We start from the raw sequence: 20833 nt of genomic DNA on the forward strand, positions 1-20833 counted from the left end.
GACAGAGTTGCGCATGAAGATCGAAAAAGACCGCGTTGTCCGCTTCCACTACACCGTTTCCGAAGTCGGCCAGGAGCCGATCGAGTCGTCCAAGGACCGCGGCGAGCCGCTGGCGATCCTGATCGGCCACGGCAACATCATCCCGGGCCTGGAAAACGCCATGATGGACAAGGAAGCCGGCGCGACCTTCAACGTCGACGTCAAGGCGGCCGATGCCTACGGCGAGCGTCGTGAAGGCCTGTCCCAGCGCGTGCCGAAGAAGCACTTCGGCAACACCAAGCTGGCCCCGGGCCAGCAGGTCGTGCTGCAGACCAACTTCGGCCCGCGTGCGGTGACCGTGCAGAAGGTCGGCATGAGCGTCGTCGACGTCGACCTGAACCACCCGATGGCCGGCAAGGATCTGCACTTCGATGTCGAGATCGTCGACGTGCGCGAAGCCGGCAAGGAAGAGATCGACCACGGCCACGTCCACGGCGACGGTGGTCACCAGCACTGATCGCAGCGCGATCGTGATGGATGCAGCGGCCCGCTTCGGCGGGCCGTTGCGTTTCTGGAACACGGCGCGGCCATCCATGGCGTACGGGCCGGCGGCATAATGGCGGACCTGCCTGACGGACGCCCCGTGAACGCCGCTTCTCCTTCCCTGCAGCCGGTCGCTTCCGGCGAACGCATCGCCGTGCTGGACGTGCTGCGCGGTGCCGCGCTGCTGGGCATCCTGCTGATGAACATCGAGGCCTTCAGCGGACCGCTGGACCTGGCCTTCACCGGCATCGACGTGCATTGGCAGGGCATCGACTACTGGGCCGATGCCTTTGTGTACGTGTTCGTGCAGGGCAAGTTCTTCACCCTGTTCTCGCTGCTGTTCGGCGCCGGCTTCGCGGTGATGGCGCAGCGCGCTGAGGCCGCCGGGCGCGACTTCACCCCGTTCTATCTGCGCCGCAGCGCTGGCTTGCTGCTGATCGGCCTGTGCCACGCGCTGCTGGTCTGGTCCGGCGACATCCTGGTGATGTACGCGTTGGTCTCGTTGCCGTTGCTGGCCTGCCGCGAGGCGCCGCGCAGCTGGCTGCCGTGGATGGGCGTGACCGTCTATCTGGGCGGCGTTGCGCTGATGCTGCTGGTGGGCGCGATGGTGTCGATGGCTTCGACCGAAGAGGTGCGGGGCATGCTTGCCGAGGCGCAGCAGAGCATCGACCTGCAGCGGCAGGTGTACGGGCAGGGCAGCTGGGCGCAGGCCACTGTGCAGCGCCTGAGCGAGTTCGGCACCTCGATGGGCGCGCTGCTGATCACCGGCCCGGAAGTGCTGGGCATGTTCCTGATCGGCAGCTGGTTCGCCGGCAGCGGCGCGTTGGCGACGCCGGAGCGCTTTCCGCGGCTGTACGCGGTGCTGCGTTGGGGGGCACTGCCGCTGGGCCTTGTGGTCACGCTGCTGGGTGTTGCCTGGAAGCCCTATCTGGCGCCGGGTGCCTACGGCCTGCCGGCGACGGCGGCGATGGCGCTGGTGACGATCGGTGGCCTGCCGATGTGCCTGGGTTACCTCGCGTGGATCGTGCATTGGCGTGCGCGGTTGGCCTGGCTGGCACCGGTCGGGCGCATGGCGCTGACCCACTATCTTGGCCAGTCGCTGCTGTGTACCTGGACCTTCTACCAGTATGGCCTGGGCAGGTTCGAGACGATGCCGCGCAGCGTGCAGCTGTTGTTCGCGCTGCTGCTGTTTGCCGCGCAGGTGGTCTTCTCGCACCTGTGGCTGCGCCATTTCCGCTTCGGCCCGATCGAGTGGATATGGCGTGCGATGACCTATCGGCAGTGGCCATCGATGCGGCGCGGGACGGAGCAGGGGTGAGCGATGGGCACGCATGCGCTGTGCCGATCGGCCGCGCGCCCGCGCATCCTCACGTCTGGCTTGCAGCGGGGCATGGCATGCTCGGCATCAGCATGAGCGCCGGCACCGGCCAGCTGATCGCCGATCTCGTCTGCGGCCGCACGCCAGCGATCGATCCTGCCCCTTACCGACCCGAGCGATTCCGATGAGCACTGCACCTTATGATTACGACCTGATCGTCCTTGGCGGCGGCTCCGCCGGCCTGGCCGGCGCCATCCGCGCAGCACAGCATGGCAAGCGCGTGGCGATGCTGGAACCGGGCGAACTGGGCGGAACCTGTGTCAATGTTGGCTGCGTGCCGAAGAAGGCGATGTGGCTGGCGGCCGACCTGCACGAGCGCATCGGCCTGGCCAATGCGATGGGCTTCGATGTCGAGGCACGCCCGGCGCTGTCGTGGAAGGAGCTGGTGATCCATCGCCAGGCCTACATCACCAACATCCACACCAGCTACCGCAAGCGCCTGGATGAAACCGGCGTGGTGCGCATCCCTGCGCGCGGCCGTCTGCTCGATGCGCATACCGTGGCCTGCAGTGACGGCGTGCATTACAGCGCCGAGCACATCCTGATCGCCACCGGCGCGCATCCGCTGCGCCCGGATATTCCCGGCGCTGAACTGGGCCTGGTTTCCGATGACTTCTTCGATCTGCGTGCGGCACCGGCCGAGGTGGCGATCATCGGTGGCGGTTACATCGCGGTGGAGCTGGCCGGCCTGCTGCAGGCACTGGGCAGCAAGGTCAGCCTGCTGGTGCGCGGCCAGCGGCTGCTGGATCGCTTCGATTACGAGCTGACCGATCAGCTGGCCGAGAACCTGAAGCAGCAGGGCGTGCGCATCCATTTCGGCTATCGCCTGCGCGAACTGCAGCGCGATGGCGAACGCGTACGTGCGTTCGGTCATGATGGCCCGCTCGACAGCGTGTTCGATGCAGTGTTCTTCGCCACCGGCCGGCGCGGCAACAGTCGCGACCTGGGCCTGGAAGCGCTCGGCATCGGCATCGGCGAGCACCAGCAGGTGGAGGTGGACGAATGGCAGACCACCTCTGTGCCGAGCGTGCACGCGGTGGGCGACATCGCTGGCAAGGTCGGCCTGACGCCGGTGGCGGTGGCCGCTTCACGGCGGCTGATGGACCGCCTGTTCGGTGGACGTCCGCAATCGAAGATGGATTACGAGAACGTGGCCAGCGTGGTGTTCTCGCACCCGCCGCTGGGTGCAGTGGGCATGAGCGAAGAAGAAGCGCGCGCGCGTTTTGACCAGGTGAGCGTTTACCACAGCCGTTTCCGCCCGATGCTGCAGGCGCTGGCCAACGGCACCCAGCGCAGCCTGTTCAAGATGGTGTGCGCGGGCCCGGAAGAACGGGTTGTTGGCATCCATCTGCTGGGTGAAGCGGCCGACGAGATCCTGCAGGGCTTCGCGGTGGCGGTGAAGATGGGCGCGACCAAGGCCCAGTTCGACGACACCGTGGCGATCCACCCGACCTCGGCCGAGGAAGTGGTGCTGATGCGCTGACCTGGGCGGTTGTAGCGCCGAGCCTATGCTCGGCTGCTTTTCGCCCCGCCTTGGCGGAGTCGGGCGCGGGCTCGACGCTACAGGACAGCAGGCGCCCCCATGCGACAATGGACGCCCCCACGTCTTACCGGGCCGCTCTGCGCGGCCCGCCGTCGTCCTGATGTCCAGCCCCGCCTCCCGTATCGCCACCGCTTCCCCGCGCATTGCGCTGGGGGGTATCGGCCTGGCCGCGATCGGCGCCATTGCTGCTTCCGGCAAGGCCATCATCGTCAAGCTCGGCCTCCGTCATGGCGTCGATGCCACCTCGCTGCTCGCCCTGCGCATGCTGATGGCGCTGCCGCTGTTCGTGCTGATGGCACTGTGGGCTGCGCGCCGGGCAGAGCCGCTGTCCTGGGCCGACCGCGCCCGCGTGCTGTGGCTGGGCTTCACCGGCTACTACCTGTCCAGCCTGCTCGATTTCCAGGGCCTGCAGTACATCAGCGTGACCCTGGAGCGGCTGATTCTTTACTTGAACCCGACCCTGGTGTTGCTGATCAACGTGCTGCTGGCACGGCAGCGGCCGGGCCGCTGGCAGATCGGCGCGCTGGTGCTGAGCTATCTGGGCGTGCTGCTGGCCTTTGGCCACGATCTGCAGCGCGAAGGTGGGCAGATCATCGTCGGCAGCCTGCTGGTGCTGGGCAGTGCGCTCAGCTACGCGCTGTACCTGTTCGGCAGCGGGCAGGTGGTGGCACGCATCGGCGCGGTGCGGCTGACCGCCTACGCCAGCTGCGTGGCCAGCGTGCTGGTGCTGCTGCACTTCGCGGTGACCCATCCGCTGCCACTGCTGTGGCAGGCACCGGCGCCGGTGCAGTGGCTGTCGCTGGTCAATGCCACCGTGTGCACGGTGCTGCCGGTGCTGGCGATCATGCTGGCGGTGCAGCGCGTGGGTTCGTCGCTGGCCGCGCAGGTCGGTATGCTGGGCCCTGTTTCCACCATCGTGATGAGCCTATGGCTGCTCGACGAACCGATGGGGCCGGCACAGATCGCCGGCACCGTGCTGGTGCTGATCGGCGTTCTGCTGGTGACCCGCCTGCGGCGCTGACGCCGGAGCAGGCGCGTGCGCGCATCCTGGCGGTGATCCGCGCGATCCCGGCGGGGCAGGTGATGGGCTACGGCCAGGTGGCGATGCGCGCGGGCCTGCCCGGGCGTGCGCGCCTGACCGCGCGCATCCTGGGCCAGAACGACGACCCGGACCTGCCCTGGCACCGCGTGCTGCGCTCGGATGGGCGCATCGCCATGGAAGAAGGGTCGGCGGGCTGGCGCGAGCAGTCGCAGCGGCTGCGTGCCGAGGGCGTGGTGGTTGAGAACGGCCGGGTGCGGATGCCCACGACCGATCCGGCGGTTGCGCTGGATGCTGCCGTTTGGGGCCCGGGCTGAGCATCGCTGGCGACTGAACAGGCCGGACCTGCCGGTCGCCAACAAGGCGCGGTGCTGCGGCTATGATGGAGGCCGTTCCATGCCGGTGCTCCCATGTTCCCGCGTCTGCCAACCGTCACCAAGGCCCTGCTGATCGCCAACGCGATCCTGTTCCTGCTGCAGCAGCCGTTCCTGCTTGGCATGCAGACCTTCGAGCCGTTCATGCTGCAACCGCTGCAGCAGGGCTTCGATGCGTTCTCGCCGGGCGGCAACTTCCAGCCGTGGCAGCTGCTGACCTATGGCTTCCTGCATGGCAGCTTCGGCCACCTGTTCTTCAACATGCTGGCGGTCTTCATGTTCGGTGCGCCACTGGAGCAGACCTGGGGCGAGAAGCGCTTCCTGCTGTACTACCTGGTCTGCGTGGCCGGTGCCGGTGTCTGCCAGCTGCTGGTGGGTACGCTGCTGGAGAACCCGGCCACGGTGCTGGGGGCCTCTGGCGGCGTGTTCGGCCTGCTGCTGGCCTACGGCATGCTGTTCCCGAACCAGCGGGTGATGCTGCTGTTCCCACCGATCCCGATGAAGGCGCGCACCTTCGTAATCCTGTTCGGCGTGGGCGAACTGGTGCTGGGCATGACCGGCTGGCAGCCGGGCGTGGCCCACTTCGCGCACCTCGGCGGCATGCTGTTCGGCTGGTTGCTGATCCGCTACTGGCGAGGGCAGCCGCCGTTCAACAAGCGCCGACCGCCCGGCCCACCGAAGCGCCCGAACCATCTGCGCAGCGTCAAATGATCCGAAGGATCATTTGACGCTGTAGGTGCCGACCGTTGGTCGGCAGCCTTCTCCCACGCGGGTAGGTGCCAACCTTGGGTGGCACGCCTTCAGAGATCCTGCAACACTACCTGCGCCGCATTGTGACCTGGCGCGCCGGTCACGCCGCCCCCGGGATGTGTTCCCGACCCGCACAGATACAGGCCGGGCAGGGCACCACGATAGCCAGCCTGGCCAACCATCGGCCGTGCCGAGAACAACTGGTTGGCACTGAGCGCTCCGTGGAAGATGTCGCCGCCGATCAAGCCGAAGGTGCGCTCCAGATCCAGCGGTGACAGCACCTGGCGGCCCAGTACGCTGCCAGCGAAACCCGGCGCATACCGTTCAACGGTGGCGATCATCAGATCGGCCACCGTTTCACGATGATCATCCCAGTGACGCCCGCCGGGCAGCACGGGCGCCACGTGCTGGCAGAACAGGCTGGCCACATGCTGCCCGGGCGGCGCCAGCGAATCGTCCAGCGTGCTGGGAATGAGCATTTCCACGATCGGTTCGCGTGACCAGCCATTGCGACGCGCATCCAGCCAGGCACGGTCCATGTAATCCAGGCTGGGGGCCATGATGATCCCGGCGCTGAGGTGATCGCCGGGACCGGGCAGAGCGCGGAAGTCCGGCAGCTGCGACAGCGCGACATTCATCCGGAACGTGCCCGAACCGCAGCGCCAGTTCGCCATGCGTTCGCGCGTTGCGTCCGGTACCTGCTCCGGTGCCAGCATCTGCTCGTACAGCAGCTTTGGATTGACGTTGGCGATCATCGCGCGTGCGCGCAGGATTTCGCCGTTGGCCAGCGCCACGCCCACGACACGACCCTGCTCGATCAGCAGGCGTTGCACACCGGCATCCACGCGCAGCTCAGCCCCGGCCTCCCGCGCGGCAGTGGCGATGGCCTGGCTGATCGCGCCCATGCCACCGATCGCATGGCCCCACGCACCTTTCATGCCATTGCACTGGCCGAACACGTGGTGCAGCAGTACGTAGGCACTGCCTGGTGTATACGGGCTTGCGTAGTTGCCGACGATGCCATCGAAGCCGAACAGCGCCTTGATCGGCTCGCTTTCGAACCAGCGGTCCAGGTACTCGGCGGCCGACAGCGTGAACAGGTCCAGCAGTTCCTGGCGACGCGGCGCATCCAGCGTTGCCAGTTCGCGGCCGAGCTTCCCCATCTGCCATAGTGCGGGCAGCGCACGCCAACCACCCGCCACGCCCAAGTCCGGGGGCGCGCGCAGGGCCCAGGCACGCAGCACATCAGCGAAGATCTCCAGGCGCGCTTCGTATTCGGGTAGCCGCTGTGCATCCCGCTCGGAAAACTTCGCGACCTCGGCCTGGGTGCGGCCCGGTGCGGACAGCAGGTAGCGGCCGTCCGGCAATGGCAGGAAGTTGTTGGCCGGGCGATTGATGATGCGCAGCCCATGCGCATGCAGCTGCAGGTCGTCGATCACCTTCGGCTGCAGCAATGACACCGTGTAGGACGCCACCGAGTTGCGGAACCCGGGGTGGAATTCCTCGGTGACCGCCGCGCCGCCGAGAACGCCACGACGTTCCAGCACCAGCACCTTCTTGCCAGCGCGTGCGAGATAGGCCGCGCAGACCAGGCCGTTGTGGCCACCACCGATGATGATCGCATCCCAGGACATCAGCACCTCGGAAAAAGGGGACGGAGGGAATTAAGTCGCAATCCGCATCTGCGCACAGGGGGGAAGAAACGACTTAATCCCCTCCGTCCCCTTTTTTGATTGCCGCTTCGATGGTGGCGATGTCGATCTTCTTCATCGGCATCATCGCATTGAAGGCGCGCTTGGCCAGTGCCTTGTCCTGGCTGGTCACCGCTTCGATCAACATGCGTGGGCTGATCTGCCAGGAAATGCCCCATCGGTCCTTGCACCAACCGCACTGGCTCTCCTGTCCGCCGTTGCTGACGATGGCGTCCCACAAGCGGTCAGTCTCGGCCTGGTCCTCGGTCTGGATCTGGAAGGAGAAGGCTTCGCTGTGCTTGAACGCGGTGCCGCCGTTGAGGCCGACGCAGGGGATGCCGCAGACCGTGAATTCGACGGTCAGTATGTTGCCCTCCCTGCCGTCCGGGTAGTCGCCCGGGGCGTGGTGGACAGCGGTCACCGCGCTGTCGGGAAAGGTGTTGGCATAGAAGGTGGCGGCCTCGAGCGCGCCGTTGTCGTACCAGAGGCAGATCGTGTTCTTGTGTGCCATGTCCGGCTCCACGTTGGACGAAGCCGCAGCGATAGCACGCCCGGTGTTAACCCGGGATCGTGCTGCACCCGCAAAAAAAGGGCGCCCGAAGGCGCCCTTTGCACTACCAGTGCGGCAGCAGGCTCAGCGCCAGACCTTGATCTGGTCGGCTTCGCTGCGCTGCATCGGCTGCCCGGCCTTGCAACTGAAGGTGGCACCGAACGCCGGCAGGTTGGCCAGCGTGCCGTTGCTGCGCCACAGGCCCGGTGCGCGGATGTCGGCGGTCAGGCGGCGTGCGGCCTCGTTCGGCGACAGCTGCTGTGCCCACAGCGTCGACCAGGCGCGGAAGAAGCCCTGCTGCTGTGCCTGCTTGGCCTTGGGCTCCTGCGCGGCATACGCCGCCCATGCCAGTTCCAGGCCGGCGATGTCGGCCAGGTTTTCTTCCTGGGTGAGCGTGCCGTTGACCTTGGCACCCTTTACGCCCGGGAAGTCGTAGGCGCTGTACTGCGCGGCCACGCGATTGCCGAGCAGGGTCCAGGCGGTCTTGTCGGCCGGGGTCCACCAGCTGCGCAGCTCACCCTTGGCATCGACCAGCGCGCCCTTGGCATCGATCGCACGGGTCAGCTCATGGCCGACCAGGCCACCGAAGCTGCCGAACTTGTCGGCGGCGTCGGCCTTGGCATTGAACACCGGGCCCTGCAGGATCGCGGCGGTGACGATCAGGCGGTTCTGCGCCAGGTCGTAGGCCAGCGACGGCTGCTGCGGCAGCACGTCCCAGCGGCGGTCGGCATTGCCCTTGCCGATGCGCTTCATTTCCTCGCGGTGGCGCCAGGTCGAAGCAATCAGCATGTTGCCACCAAACGAGCCGCGCCCCATCGGCTGCACGCTGTAGTCCAGGTCGCGCAGCGGCGTGCCGATCTCGATCTTCAGCGCAGCCAGCTTGGCTTGCGCTTCAGCCTTGGCTTCGGCGCTCATCCAGCTGTTGTTCTTGACCGCTTCGATCTGCACTTCGCGCAGCTTGTCGACGATCCACGCCGCCTGGCGACGATCTTCGGCGGACAGGTAGCGCGCGGCATATTCGCGGCCGACCATCGGGCCGGCGGCCACGTTGATAGCATCGAGCACGCTTTCCCAGCGCTGCGGTGGCAGGGTTTCGCCGCGCAGCACGCGGCCACGGAATTCGAACTCGGCGTCGCGGTAGGCCTTGGACAGGTACGGCGCCATCGAATCGCCCACGCGCCAGCGCAGGTAGGCCTTCCACTGGTCCGGCTTGAGCTTGGTGACCATGCCATCGAGCTGCTTGAACAGTCCCGGATCGGCCAGCGAGACCAGGTCGTCATCCACGCCCTGTGCCTTCAGGAAAGCGTCCAGCTGCAGATTGCGGTAGCGGCTGTTGAGCTCCTTGGTGGAGATCGGCGCGTAGTTGTTGAACGGGTTGTTGATGCCGGCCAGCGACTGCGCGTTGCGCGCCAGTTCGGTCTCCAGCGCGATCACCGCCTGCGATTCGGCATCCAGCTTGGCCGCCGGGGTGCCGGTCAGCGCCAGGATCTGCTTGACGTAGTTGCGGTAGCGGCCCATCAGCGCCACGGTGTCGGCGTCGGTGCGGGTATAGAACGCAGGATCCGGCAGGCCCATGCCGCCCTGCATGAAGTAACCGATGTGGCGGTCCAGTGCCTTCAGGTCGACGTCGGGGCCGAAGTTGAAGGCGACCGGGATCCCCACCTGGTGCAGCGCGGCGATCGACGCCGGCACATCCTTGGCCTTCTTGATGGCGTTGATGCGGGTCAGCAGCGGGGCGATCGGATTGGAACCGTCCGCCTCCACGGCGGCTTCGTCAAGGCCACTGGCCCAGAAGTCACCCAGCAGCTTCTGCACATTGCCCTGCGGCGACTTCATCGCGGCGTCGAGCAGGTCGCGCTGCTGCTGGCGGCTGCGGTCGACCAGCTGGCCGAGCGCGGTAGTGGCACCGGTCTGCGGCACCGGGTTGGCCTTCAGCCAGCCTGCATTGGTGGCGTCGTAGAAGTCGCTGCACTGGGCGCTGACGGCCGGGGCGCGTGCGGCCTTCTTCTTGGCGGCGGCAAACGCATCGTGGGTCGGGACCAGAGTCGCCAGGCTGATGCCCAGGGCGATGGCAAGCGGACGGAAGTTGGGCATGTGGAACGAATCCGTGATGGATTGAGGGCGCGCGCACTATAGCAAGCCGGGCATGGGCGCGGCATGCACGCATCACGGTGGCTCCGCCGAGCCGTGCGCCGACCAAGGTCGGCATCTTCCAACGGCGTGGGCCATGCGTGGATGACGGGCGCTGTGAACAACAAAGGCCCGGGAATTCCCGGGCCCTTGCAGGTACGCCGCAACGTCAGCCGTTGCTTACCAGATCACCACCTGCTGCTCGCCGGTGCGGGCCATCGGCGAACCGGCCTTGCACTGGAACGCGGCGGCGAAGGTCGGCAGGTTCGACGGCGCACCCATGGCCCGGAACTGCGCCGGGGCGTGCGGGTCGGTGGCCAGGCGGACCTTGGCGTTTTCCGGGGTGTACTTGGTGCGCCACACGGTGGCCCAGTTGAAGAAGAAGCGCTGGTCTCGGGTGAAGCCATCGACCTTCGCATCTTCCTTGCCGGCGGAGGCCTTCTGCAGGGCGTCGTAGGCGGTCGCCAGGCCACCCAGGTCGGCGATGTTCTCGCCCAGGGTCAGGTGGCCGTTCACGGCCTGGCCGTCGACCTTGTACTGGTCGAACTGCTTGACCAGCTTGCCGGTCAGGCCTTCGAAGTTCTTCTTGTCGGCCGGGGTCCACCAGTCTTCCATGTTGCCGGTCGGCCCGAAGCGCGCACCCTGGTCGTCGTAGCCGTGGGTCATCTCATGACCGATCACCGCACCGATGCCGCCGTAGTTCAGCGCGTCGTCGGCCTTCGGATCGAAGAACGGCGGCTGCAGGATGGCGGCCGGGAACACGATCTCGTTCTGCAGCGGGTTGTAGTAGGCGTTGACGGTCTGCGGGGTCATGCCCCACTCGGTCTTGTCCACCGGCTTGCCGATCTTGGACAGGTTGAACTTGTAGTTGAACTCGTTGGCCGCGCGCACGTTGCCGAGGAAGCTGTCGCGCTGGGTCTGCAGGCCCGACCAGTCGCGCCACTTGTCCGGGTAACCGATCTTCGGGGTGAAGGTCTCCCACTTGGCGATGGCCTTGGCCTTGGTTTCCTCGCTCATCCAGCTCAGGCCCTGGATGCGGTCCTTCAGCGCGGCGGCCAGGTTCTTCACCAGTTCTTCCATCTTCGCCTTGGCTTCCGGCGAGAAGGCAACCTTCACGTACAGCTGGCCGAAGGCTTCACCGGCATCATTCTCGATGGTGCCCAGCACGCGCTTCCAGCGCGGCTTCTGTTCCTTCTGGCCGTTGAGGGTCTTGCCGTAGAACTCGTAGTTCTCCTGCACGAAGGCGTCAGCCAGGTACGGCGAGGCGCTGTCCACGGTGTGGAAGCGCAGGTAGGCGCGCCACACCGACGGATCGGTATCGCCCAGCGCCTTGCTCACTTCCTCATGGAACGCCGGCATGGCCAGCGAGAACTTCTCCGGCGCGGCCACGCCCTGCGACTTGAAGAACTCGGTCCAGCTGAAGTTTGGGGTCAGCTTGTCGGCGTCGGCCAGGGTGACCGGGTTGTAGTACAGCTCGACGTTGCGCGACAGCTCGACGCGCGACTTGGAGGCCTTGGCCAGGCGGGTTTCGAACTTGACCACGTCCTCGGCCTGCTTGGCCGCGTCGGCCGCGGCGACGCCGGACAGCTCCAGCACCTTGGCCACGTGTGCCTGGTAGGCCTTCAGCTTGTCGGCGTTCTTGGCATCGGTGTAATAGGTGGTATCCGGCAGGCCCAGGCCGCCCTGGCTGGCGTAGGCCATGTTCATGGCCGAGTTCTTGAAGTCCGCTTCGGCACCGAAGCCGAACAGGACGTTGTCACCCTTGGCGGCGCTGGTGCGCAGGTAGTTGGCGATCGCCGCCTTGTCCTGCAGGCCGTCGATCGCCGCCAGGTCGGCCTTCAGCGGCTCGATGCCCTGCGCGTTGATCTTGGCTTCGTCCATGCCGGTCGCCCACAGGTCGCCGACGATCTTCTCGATGTGGTTCGGGTTCTTGACCTGCGCGACCTGTTCGGCCAGCTGGTGCTGCACGGCCACCGAACGCTCGTCGAGGATGGTGAACGCGCCCCAGCTGGTGCGGTCGCCCGGGATTTCGTTGGCGGCCAGCCACTTGCTGTTGACGTAGTCGCCAAAGGCGGTGCAGGCGTCCTTGGTGGTGTCTAGGTCGCTCGGCTGGAAGGCGTTGTAGGCCGGCAGCTTGCTCTCGTCCAGCTTATAGGTGGTGGCTTCGGCGGTGGCCGGGGCGGGGGTCGCGGCATCCTTGGCCGGGGTTTCGTTCTTGCCGCAGCCGGCCAGCACGGCCGACACGGCCAGGCTGAGCAGGACGATCTTGGGAGTGCGCGTCATCACTATTCTTGGCCTCCAGGCCGAGTGAGTCAGGGAGAAGCCGCAGGTACGGCCGTGGGCCGAACGATACGCCGCCGGCCTGGCCTGCAAGGGTGTCGAAGGTCATGTCCGGGCGCAAGGGCCAGAACGTGCAAGGGCGCCCCGTGGGCGCCCTTGCAGGAAGCGGTGCGGCTTACAGGCCGCCGCCGCCGCAGCCCTTGCCCAGGTAGTCGTCGATCAGCCTGAGCTGGTCACCCATGATCGCGCGGGTCCAGGCGGGACCATGCGCGTAGTCGGCGATGGCGTGGAACTCGACCGGCTGCCCCGAACCCCTGGCCTTGTTCACGAACCACTCCGACTGCTCGATCGGCACCGTGCGGTCGCGGTCACCGTGGTAGACCATCAATGGAATCTTCATTTCACCGGCCTTGTCGACCGGGTTGAGGCCGGCCACGGTCGGCGCCTGGGCCTGGCGGAAGAACGGGTTGGTATAGAAGCGCGACCAGATCTTCTTGATGTCCGAAACGCCGGCACCGGCGATGGCGCACTTGTACAGGCCATTGGGACGCACCGAAGCCGCGAACGCCGAGTAGCCGCCATAGGAGAAGCCGAACATGGCGATGTGGCCGGGCTGGGCGATCTTCTGGTCGATCATCCACTGCGCGCCATCGTCCTTGTCGTCCTGCATCTTCTGGCCCCATTCGGCATCACCGGCCATCCACAGCTTGCGGCCCCAGTCGGCCGAGCCGCGGAACTGCGGGCGCAGGACCGCCATGCAGCGTGATGCCATCAGCGGTACCCACATCGAGCCGTCGAAGTCCATGCCATCGCGCGCCCACGGGCCGCCGTGCGGATGCACCACGGCTTTCCACGGGCCGGCACCGCACAGCTCGGTGCTGGGCGTGGTCAGGAATGCCGGAATGTCCAGCCCGTCGCGTGCCTTGTAGTAGACCAGCCGGGTGGTGCCCAGCGCGGCTGGCTGGATCTGCGGATAGGTCTTGGCCAGCAGGGTCAGCTTGCCGTCGTGCAGCAGGTGATACTCGGGCGGGTTGGAAGGGCCGGAGGTAGCCACCAGCACATTGGAAAGATCGGCGGTGTAGTCGACGATGCGGTAGCTCAGGCCTGTATCGTAGTTGGCGGTGTAGCGCTGGCCGTTCGCGGTATCGACCATCGCCAGCGGCTCCTGGCGGATGCCAAGCGCCTGGCGCAGCCCCTGGTCCAGGGCCTTCATGCGCGGAGAGGTCCACTGGATGTCGTCGCCGCGCGGACCGGCGTAGCCGATTCCCATGATCTCGCCGAAGGGTACCGCACCGCTGCGGTGGCGGTTGATCAGCATCGAGCCGGCGTTGAACAGTTTGTGCTCGAACAGCACTTCCTTCTGCTTGCGCGCGCTGATGTCGTACTCATACACGATCGCCTTGTCGCGGCCGACATTGCTGAGCACGAAGGCGATGTTCGGGTCGTCGGCAAAGCCGATCACCTGGTTGACGTCGCGGTTCTTCACATAGGAGCGAAAGTGCTCTTCCCAGGTACCGGTGGCGGGCGACCGGAACTCGGTGGCGACGTAGGCACCGGTGCCGTCGACATCCTGGCGCAGGCGTGCGCGCAGCTCGCTGTCGAGGTCGGTGATGTAGCCGGCCACGCGCTCTTCGGTCTTCTGGATGCGCTGCGAGGTGAAGTTGCGCAGGTCGACCTTGTAGACGTCACCGGAGCTGCTGCCACTGCCGTTGACCACCAGGATGTGGTCCGGATCGTTGGGCAGGGTGTCCAGTACCGTGGCGTTGGCCAGTGCCTGCTCGAGCTCTTCATTGCGACTGGAGGCGCGCGGCGGCGTGATCGGCTCCTTCCACTGCTTGCCTTCGATGTCGGTGATGAAGAACTTGCTGACGAAGGTCTTGGTCACCCGGTCGGCGCGCAGGTCGTAGGGTTGCCACAGCACGACGGCCAGCTGTCCGTTCTTGATGAACGACACGCTCTGGAACTTCATGCGGTTGGCGCCGATCACCGTTGGTGGCTTGTCCAGTGCATCGGTCCGCCAAACCACGATCACGCGCTCCTCGCCATCGGCGCGAAGGCCGGCGATGTGTTTTCCGTCTGGTGACAACGACAGGCTGGAGATGGCCGGGAAGGCGGCCATCTGTTCGATGGTGGGCGCCACAGGCTTGGCGTGCAGCAACGGTGAAAGGCTGGCCAGGGCCGCCAGCAGCAGGGCTCGCTTCATTGCAACCTCGGAATGCGTTGGCACCGGCCTGCGGAGAATCCGGTGCCTGAAATGGAACCGCCGCCCCGAAGGGCGGCGGTTGCAGGGAGCAGGATCAGAACGAACGCGTGATGTTCAGGAAGTAGCTGCGACCGAAGTAGTCGAAGCCGCTGTACAGCAGCGCGTTGCCGACGGTGCTGTAGACACCCTGGGAGATGGTCGGCGGCTTGCGGTCGGCGAAGTTGCGCACGCCACCGGTGACCGACCACTTGTCCGCTTCATACTTCACCGAGATGGCCTGCAGGAAGTAGTTCGGGGTGTACAGCTTGTACGCCGAGGTGGCCGGATCGAAGTCACCCGGGTTGCGCTCCTCGTAGTACGCGTAGCTGTCCATCTTGTCGATCCAGTCCAGGCCGTAACGCACCTGCCAGTTCTTCCACTTGTAGCTCAGGTCCAGCGAGGCGGTGTTTTCCGGACGCGACAGCATGCCGTTGTAGTCCACCAGCGGATCGTCGGAGAAGACCTTGCTGGCCTGTTCCAGGTAGTGGGTGAACTGCAGCGTGGTGCGCAGGGTGCCCGGGCCGATTTCGCGGACATAGCGGGTGGTGAAGTCCAGGCCACGGACCTTGTCGGTGGACAGGTTGATGAAGCCGTTGGTCACCACCAGCTGGTTGTTGACCGGGTTGCGAGCCACCAGGCGGCACAGACCCGAACCGGAGGAGAAGTCGGCACTGCCGCTGTCGTAGCAGCGCGACAGGATGTTCGCACCGCCCGCGCTGTCGACGCCGTTCTTCACTTCGATGTCGAAGTAGTCGGCGGCGAAGGACAGGTCACCGAAGCCGCTGCCGAATTCCGGCTGGATCACCACGCCCAGGGTCTTGGCCTTGGAGGTTTCGGCTTCCAGGCCGGCCTCGGCACCACCCTGGGTGACCACGGTCACGCCCTGGGTGGCCAGGTAGTCCGGTGCCAGGCCCAGCGATGCGCAGTTCTGGTAACGCGGCGAGCTCGGGTTGCGATCACCATACTCGTTGCAGGGGTCGGCACTGCTGCTCAGGAAGCCGGTGGTGCCGCCCAGGAACTGTTCGAACAGCGCCGGTGCGCGGTAGGAGGTGCCGTACGACGCACGGAACGACAGCCACTTCACCGGGGTCCACAGCGCGCCGATCTTGTAGGTCTCATCCGAGCCGTAGGACTTGTAGTCGGTGTAGCGGCCGGACAGGTTGACCGTCAGTTCCTCGGCAGCGGTGACGCCGGACAGCAGCGGCAGTTCCAGTTCGCCGTAGGCTTCGAACACCGAGTCCGAACCGCGGGTCGGAGTGGCGTTGGTCAGGTTGTACAGGTCGGCATTGATCGAGTACGGCGACGGGGTGTCGTCGATGCGTGCCTTGCGGTACTCGACGCCGAATGCACCACCGGCCGAACCGTACGGCATGTCGAACAGCGGGCCGTTGACGTTGAAGTTGACCGTCGTTTCCTTGTACAGCGTGTTGCCGGTGACCGGCACGAACACCCAGTCCTTCCAGTCCTGCGGCAGCTTGCCACCGATGGTGTTGGTGTTCAGCGCCGGCGCGGCGATGCAGCCGTTGGAACCGTCCCGGCAGACATAGCCACCGGCACCGTTGGAGACCACGTCCAGGCTCTGGCGCAGGCGGCTGGTCAGGAAGCTCTCGAAGGTGTAGTCGGCGTCGCTGCGCGAGTGCATGACGTTGAAGTCATAGTTCCACTCCGAGCTCAGGTGGCCACGCAGGCCGGCATTGAAGCGCAGGAAGTCGACGTTCTGCTTGTTGGTGTCGTTGCCGAAACCGATGAACGCACGCACGCCCAGGTTCTTGCCGCTGGTCTGGTCGGTCGGAGCACCGGCAACGCTGTCACGCAGGTTGGCCGGGATCAGCGGGCTGCCCACGGCATAGTCCAGGGTCAGCTGGCGATAGCCGGTCTGGGTCGACTTGCGCTTGTTGCCCAGGAACTCGTAGTACAGCTCGGCATCGCCCAGTGCGTTGAGGTCGAAGCCACCCTGCAGGTACAGGGTGTGGGTCTTGGTCGGCGAGATCAGCGACTGGTTGCGCATGGCCGGATCGAAGGTGTCGCGGGTGTTCAGGTCCACGCCTTCGTAGCCCACCAGGCCGGTGGTGATGGCCGCATTCGGGCGCCAGCGGTTGAAGCGGGTGCCGGCGCCGCCCGGGGCCGCAACACCGGTACGGGTGTTGGTGCCGATGGTGTTCAGCGTGGTGCCGCCGGCATCGAGCGACCAGCACTTCGGCTTGCCGGTCAGCGGGTCGATGAAGTCGCCGCTGCCCCAATAGTCGCCCGCGTCGATGTCGCGGTACATGTCGGTCGGGCAGCCACCGGCCCAGCTGCGGTCGGCCAGGGTCAGCTCGTTGCGGGTGTAGTACTCATAGGAGCCGGAGAAGTGCGAGCGCTCGCCGGTGGCACCGAACATGATGGAGTAACGGCGCTCTTCACCGCCGCCGCCATCGGTGGCGTTGTGCTGTGCTTCGAAGCTGACGCCATCGACCTTCTTCTTGGTGATGATGTTGATTACGCCGGCAACGGCGTCGGAGCCGTAGATCGAGGACGCACCGTCCTTCAGGATTTCGACGCGGTCGACGATCGAGTTCGGCAGCACGTTCAGGTCGGTCGAGCCCACCGAGCCGCGGGTACCGGCCGGCGACACGCGGCGGCCATTGAGCAGGATCAGGGTGCGGGTCGGGCCGAGGCCGCGCAGGCCCAGGGTGTTGGCGCCCGGGCCACCGTCGGTGACGTAGCCGCCATAGGCGTTGTTGATCTGCGCCGCACCGGCGGTGACCGCGGTGCTCTGCAGGGCCGCCGTGGTCGAATTGAAGCCGGCCAGGGTGGTTTCTTCACGGGTGACGACCTGCACCGGCGAGACCGAGTTGAACACGTCGCGGCTGATGCGCGAGCCGGTGACGGTCACCGTATCCAGATTGGTGGCCTTGGACTTGGATGCCTCTTCGGTGGTCTGCGTCGAGCCCGAGGCGTCCTGTGCGATCGCCGGGGCAGCCGCAGCGAGCAGCACGGCGGAGGCGAGGGCGAAGCTCAGCGGGTGCTTGCTGAGCGACTTGCGATTGATCATCTGAAATCCCCTTGAATCGAATGATTGCGTCGTACACCGGGACAGGTCCTTGTCGGCGTCTCCGTGTGCCCCTTGCCCGGGGTCGGCAGCGTGCTGCCACCCGGCGCTGGTACCGGCTTCACGTGCCGATGACCCGAGATTAACACGACATTAACCGAGCCTGTCAAACGTTCACGAGGGAGTCATGAAGCTGTGGGTGATGGGCGCGCCTTGCAGTGACAGGAGCGCCCATTTCTCCTTCATCTCATTGATATGTATTGATTTATTTCGGTTCATGTCAAACGTGTCTGAACCGTGAACGGGATGTGGCCGTGCTGTGCGACGGACAAAAAAAGGCCCCGCCGAAGCGGGGCCTGGTCCAGACACGCGGTCCGGAATACGACGGGATTAGAAGTCGTACTTGACCTGGGCCGAGATCTGACGGCCGTAGACGCTGTAGAAGCCGTCGTTGAACGGGGTCGATTCGTTGCCCGGGTAGTTGTAGCGCTGGCCTTCCGGCAGCTTGTTGAACACGTTGTTGACCATCAGCGACAGGGTCAGATCGTCCTGTGCCTGGTAGTTCAGGCTCATGTTGTACGTGGTGTACGAGCCCCACTTGCCGGCCTTGGCGCCGGAGGAGTGGACGTAGTCATAGCTGCGGCCGGTGTAGGCCAGGTAGTTCGGGGTGCTGCCGACGTAGTTGGCGTACAGGGTGGTGGTGAACTTGGAGATGGCCCAGCCCACCGACACATCGCCGCGCACCTTGGCGAAGTTGTCGTAGTACCACATGTTGTACGGATCGCTCAGCAGGTCCAGCTTCTGCGCACCCGGCAGGGCCACCACTTCACGCTTGAGCATGTTGGTGTAGTTGCCGGAGAACATCAGCGAACCGAAGCGGCCCAGGTCCTGCTGGTACTTGGCGCCGAGGGTCACCGCTTCCAGGTTCTGGCTGGCCACGTTGAGCTTCGGGGTGTACACGCGGGCCAGGTTGCCACCGGCGTCGCGGGACACCCAGTCGGTCACGTTCTGGCAGCTGGCCGAGGTGTTGTTCGGCAGGCCGTTGCGGCACTGGTACTCGGCCAGCAGCAGCTGGTCGGTGCTCAGGGTCTTGACCTCGTTCTTGATCTTCCAGTTGTAGTAGTCGACCGACAGCGAGAAGTTGCTCACCGGGGCCCACACCACGCCCGCGCTCCACACGTCGGCGGTGATCGGCTTCAGGTCCGGGTTGCCGGACTTTTCGCTGTACACCGAGGTGGTCTTGTAGAACGAGCAGGCTTCGTCACGCAGCGCGTAGCCCATCTGGCTGCAGCGGTAGTAGTCGTTCTGGCCGGAGGCGAACGAGCCGCTCATGCCCTGGAAGGCATCGGACAGGGTCGGCGCACGGAATGCGGTGCCGTACTTGCCGCGCAGCAGCAGGCTCTCAACCGGGCGGTATTCCAGGCCGATGCTGTAGGTGGCCTTGTCAACGGTCTTGTCGGCGATCTTGAAGGCGTCGTAGCGGCCCGAGGCGCTGATGGTCAGCGACTCGAACACCGGCATGCGCAGTTCGCTGGTCACCGCGTAGTTGCTGCGGTGGCCGGCACCGGCCACGGCGGTGGCGCCCCAGGCGTTACCATCGACGAAGGCCTGGTCGGGCGAGTAATCCCAACCTTCGCTGCCACCTTCCAGCACCACGGCCAGGCCGGCGTCGCCGCCCGGCAGGGAGAACAGCGACCCGTTGGTCACCTGCACGCGACCCAGGTTCTGCCAGGTCTTGCTGCGGTGGGTGCCATAGCCGGTGAAGCTGGCGAACTGGTCCGGGGTGATCGGCGAGTAGAACGCGGCGTAGTCCGGGTTGTAGATGCCGAAGCCATCAGCGGTGGTACCCAGGCGCGGGCCCAGCACGGTGTCGCCGAAGAAGCCTTCGATCTTGTCCTTCCAGCGCGCGAAGCGGTTCTGGTCCAGGCGGTATTCGCCGCGGGTGAAGCTGGCGCTGTAGTCCCAGTCGCCGACCATGCCCTTGCCACCCAGGGTGACCTGGTAGGAACGGCTCTCATCGGAGTTCAGGATGTTGTTGTAGTGGCCCGGGCCGATTTCTTCCGGTGCGAAGGCGCGCTGCAGGTTCACGACCTTGCCCAGGCCCTGGTCGTAGAAGCCGCCCATCACCGACTTGGTGCCCCACCACAGGGCGCTGGAGCCGGAGGTGAACTCGGTCTTTTCCTTGCTGTACAGCACGTCGGCGAACAGCTGGAAGTTGTCGTTCACGTCGAAGGTCATCGACGAGTAGAACTGGCCGCTGTTCTTGCCGTTCTTCAGGGTCTTGTAGCCGGCGCTGTACACCGAGCCGCACGATTCGCCCGATGCACGCTTGCCGACGGTGGTGGTGCCGTCGTACAGGCCTGCCACGTTGCCGCAGCGGGTCGGGTCCATCATGTACAGCTTGTTGTCGGCGTTGCCGATGACGGCAAAGTCGTTCGACGGCAGCTGCGCGGTGTAACCGACCGGGTTGTTCTGCCTGGTGATGTCACGCTGGTAGCCCCAGATCGGGCTGCCGTTTTCGATCTGCACGTTGACCAGCGCGTGGAAGCGGTCGTCGAACGCGTTGAAGCCCTTGGCGGCGCTGAAGCGGATGTTGCTGCCACCACCTTCGGTGTAGGTGCCGCCACGGATCGACATCGTGCCGCCGTCCATGCGTTCCTTCAGGATGATGTTGACCACGCCGGCGATCGCGTCCGAGCCGTACAGCGACGACTGGCCGCCCGGCAGGACTTCGATGCGCTCGACGATGTCGATCGGAATGCCGCTGATGTTGTTGAACGACTCGCTACCGTTGTACAGCGCCGGATACGAGAGCATCGGGCGGCCGTTGATCAGGTACTTGGTGTAGCCCGGATTCAGGCCGAACATGCCGGCGGCTTCGGCGCCCTGGGTGAACGCACCCGAGGTCTGGCCACCCTGCAGGCCGCCGGTGGTCAGCGATGACTGCTGCAGCACTTCAGCCACACTGCTGAAGCCGCGGGTCTGGATGTCTTCGGCGGTGATGGACATCACCGGGGTCTGGGTTTCGACCTGGGTCTGCGGGATCAGCGAACCGGTGACGGTGATCTTGTCCAGGTTGGTCGCCTTGTCCTGGGCCATTGCCGGGGCGGCGGCCATCAGAGCGGAAATCAGGGCGACGGCGAGCGTGTTGCGACGTGCGGTATTGCTGACGTGTTTCATGTAGTTCCAATGGAGAGCAAAAAACAAAAACGGCACTGCGCATGCGCCATCGCGCGGGCCGGAACAGCGGGCTCCGCAGCTCAAAACAGTGCTGATCGAACGTAACATGAACTTAACAATCTG

General features: G+C 65.6%; 13 protein-coding genes and 1 pseudogene. 7 read left to right on the forward strand and 7 right to left on the reverse strand.

Features of this window, described 5'->3' with window-relative positions; translation table 11 throughout:
- Positions 1-13: 13 nt before the first annotated feature.
- The 7 genes and pseudogenes from AC5P74_RS17785 (at position 14) to AC5P74_RS17815 (ending at position 5567) form a co-directional block, all read left to right on the forward strand.
- Positions 14-496 carry an FKBP-type peptidyl-prolyl cis-trans isomerase gene (locus AC5P74_RS17785; protein ID WP_005418041.1) on the forward strand — a complete coding sequence of 161 codons (483 nt, stop codon included), beginning with the start codon at positions 14-16 and terminating at the stop codon, positions 494-496.
- Positions 497-595: 99 nt separating this feature from the next.
- Positions 596-1840: a DUF418 domain-containing protein gene (locus AC5P74_RS17790; RefSeq protein WP_005418032.1), complete on the forward strand. Its 1245-nt coding sequence runs from the start codon at positions 596-598 to the stop codon at positions 1838-1840.
- 26 nt (positions 1841-1866) lie between these two features.
- Positions 1867-2028: pseudogene (locus AC5P74_RS17795) on the forward strand (amino acid dehydrogenase); the annotation flags it as partial.
- Positions 2025-3383: a glutathione-disulfide reductase gene (gene gorA / locus AC5P74_RS17800; RefSeq protein WP_005418027.1), complete on the forward strand. Its 1359-nt coding sequence runs from the start codon at positions 2025-2027 to the stop codon at positions 3381-3383. The pseudogene AC5P74_RS17795 and the gene gorA, both read left to right, overlap by 4 nt.
- A 160-nt stretch (positions 3384-3543) precedes the next feature.
- On the forward strand, positions 3544-4464 hold the full coding sequence (locus AC5P74_RS17805; protein ID WP_053497135.1) for a DMT family transporter: 921 nt from the start codon (positions 3544-3546) through the stop codon (positions 4462-4464).
- Positions 4371-4799: an MGMT family protein gene (locus AC5P74_RS17810; RefSeq protein WP_425604922.1), complete on the forward strand. Its 429-nt coding sequence runs from the start codon at positions 4371-4373 to the stop codon at positions 4797-4799. The genes AC5P74_RS17805 and AC5P74_RS17810 overlap by 94 nt, the downstream gene beginning before the upstream one ends.
- A 93-nt stretch (positions 4800-4892) precedes the next feature.
- Positions 4893-5567: a rhomboid family intramembrane serine protease gene (locus AC5P74_RS17815; RefSeq protein WP_005410509.1), complete on the forward strand. Its 675-nt coding sequence runs from the start codon at positions 4893-4895 to the stop codon at positions 5565-5567.
- 89 nt (positions 5568-5656) lie between these two features.
- On the opposite strand, the gene AC5P74_RS17820 is transcribed toward AC5P74_RS17815, so the two are convergent.
- From AC5P74_RS17820 to AC5P74_RS17850, 7 genes are all read right to left on the reverse strand, one after another.
- Entirely contained in the window at positions 5657-7240 is a 1584-nt protein-coding gene (locus AC5P74_RS17820; RefSeq protein WP_053497241.1) for a phytoene desaturase family protein, read from the reverse strand.
- Between the two features lie 73 nt (positions 7241-7313).
- The gene (locus AC5P74_RS17825; protein ID WP_053497139.1) at positions 7314-7808 is read right to left on the reverse strand and encodes a VOC family protein; all 495 of its coding nucleotides are present in this window, start codon (positions 7806-7808) and stop codon (positions 7314-7316) included.
- A gap of 123 nt (positions 7809-7931) precedes the next feature.
- On the reverse strand, positions 7932-9941 hold the full coding sequence (locus AC5P74_RS17830; RefSeq protein ID WP_005418018.1) for a M13 family metallopeptidase: 2010 nt from the start codon (positions 9939-9941) through the stop codon (positions 7932-7934).
- Between the two features lie 216 nt (positions 9942-10157).
- Entirely contained in the window at positions 10158-12260 is a 2103-nt protein-coding gene (locus AC5P74_RS17835; RefSeq protein ID WP_346607927.1) for a M13 family metallopeptidase, read from the reverse strand.
- A gap of 172 nt (positions 12261-12432) precedes the next feature.
- Positions 12433-14460, reverse strand: coding sequence for an alpha/beta hydrolase family protein (locus tag AC5P74_RS17840; RefSeq protein WP_053497143.1), 2028 nt, complete (start codon positions 14458-14460; stop codon positions 12433-12435).
- A 94-nt stretch (positions 14461-14554) separates the two neighbouring features.
- The gene (locus AC5P74_RS17845) at positions 14555-17533 is read right to left on the reverse strand and encodes a TonB-dependent receptor plug domain-containing protein (RefSeq protein WP_014647913.1); all 2979 of its coding nucleotides are present in this window, start codon (positions 17531-17533) and stop codon (positions 14555-14557) included.
- 387 nt (positions 17534-17920) lie between these two features.
- Positions 17921-20710, reverse strand: a complete 2790-nt coding sequence (locus AC5P74_RS17850; RefSeq protein WP_329842420.1) for a TonB-dependent receptor plug domain-containing protein — start codon at positions 20708-20710, stop codon at positions 17921-17923.
- Positions 20711-20833 lie beyond the last annotated feature (123 nt).

The organism is Stenotrophomonas sp. YJH_SMC_94-11 (assembly GCF_059370435.1).